At 73.5% G+C, this 1,265-nt stretch carries 3 protein-coding genes; 2 read left to right on the top strand and 1 reads right to left on the bottom strand.

The window, feature by feature from the left end; all coding sequences use genetic code 11:
* Window positions 1-264 (bottom strand): zf-HC2 domain-containing protein (locus tag ACTIDRAF_RS31215; protein WP_245533631.1); only part of this gene is annotated, 264 nt, incomplete at its 3' end.
* Between the two features lie 46 nt (window positions 265-310).
* Between ACTIDRAF_RS31215 and ACTIDRAF_RS0224795 the strand changes: the two genes are divergently transcribed.
* Complete coding sequence (locus ACTIDRAF_RS0224795) at window positions 311-886, top strand: sigma-70 family RNA polymerase sigma factor (protein ID WP_016701359.1); 576 nt, start codon at window positions 311-313, stop codon at window positions 884-886.
* A 110-nt stretch (window positions 887-996) separates the two neighbouring features.
* Window positions 997-1,265 (top strand): hypothetical protein (locus ACTIDRAF_RS31210; RefSeq protein ID WP_039789537.1); only part of this gene is annotated, 269 nt, incomplete at its 3' end.

The raw sequence follows: 1,265 nt of genomic DNA, 5'->3' as shown, positions 1-1,265 counted from the left end.
GGGCGGTCGCCGGGTTCCGGCGACGGGGACGGGGGCGGGGGCGGACGCCAGGACCGCGTCGACCAGGTCCGGTGGCCGAGGTGCGGGACGGATCCGCAGCGACCGCGTCACCGCCTGCGCGCGGCGGTACCAGCCGACGCAGGAGGCGCAGACCTCCAGGTGCCGCGTGACCGCCTCGGCCGGTACCGGTTCCCGTTCTCCGTCCATGCGGGCCGACAACGCTTCACGGCAGGTCTCGCACTCCACACCCTGATTGTCGGCCATTCGGCAGACACGGTTCCGCAGGGGCACTGCGCTACGCTACTGATCTGTGACCTGGCGTGGGGTTTTCGACGACGAGACCACACGGTTGGCCGTGGCAGCTGGCACGGGAGACCGCGAGGCGATCGCGGCGTTCGTGCGCGCCACGCAACGGGACGTGTGGCGGTTCACCGCGCATCTGACGACAGTGGACAGCGCGGACGACCTGACCCAGGAAACCTACCTGCGCGCGTTGCGTGCCCTGCCCACCTTCGAAGGTCGTTCCTCGGCCCGCACCTGGCTGCTCTCGATCGCGCGGCGGGCGGTGGTCGACCAGCTCCGCCACGCCGGTCGACGGCCCACCCTGGTGGGCGGACAGGACTGGGAACGGTCGGCCGAGGCCGCGCACTCCCGCGTGCGGCGCACCTCGGGCGGCTTCGAGGGTGCGGTCGAGCTCGACCTCCTGGTGAGCGAGTTGGAACCGGAGCGGCGGGAGGTCCTCGTCCTCACCCAGGTGCTGGGGCTGTCCTACCAGGAGGCCGCCGAGGTGTGCGGGTGCCCGGTGGGGACCGTGCGTTCCCGGGTCGCCCGAGCCCGGGACGACCTGATGCGGGCACTGGACGGGGTGCGGTCGGGCACCGGCTGAGTTCGGAGTGCCCTGGCGCGGGCAGCCGGGCGAACCACCGGGAGAACACCACCAGGGCGGCCGTCGCTGGCGGAGGCGCCGACCAGCCCGGCGGGAGAGGCGGACCGGGAATGGGCTTCCACGAGCTGTGGGCACGGCACCCGTCGGTGGACCGGCGACGGGGACAGGTGGCGCTGTACCTGGACGTCGAGAACCTCGTGCTCGGCACCGGCCCTCCGTTCGCCGAGGACGGCGTCGCGGCGGCGGCGATCCGGTGGCTGTGCCACGCCTGGGGCAGCGCCCGGGTTCGGCGCGGCTACGCGGACTGGGCGGACCCCCGCTTCCGCCGCTACCACCTGGTGTTCGAGGACGCCGGCGTGGACCTGGTCCAGGTCGGCCA

Origin of the sequence: Actinoalloteichus spitiensis RMV-1378, assembly GCF_000239155.1 — a bacterium.
GTDB lineage: Bacteria > Actinomycetota > Actinomycetes > Mycobacteriales > Pseudonocardiaceae > Actinoalloteichus_B > Actinoalloteichus_B spitiensis.
Note: the sequence above shows the minus strand (reverse complement) of the source record. Positions and strands in the feature narration are given on the sequence as shown.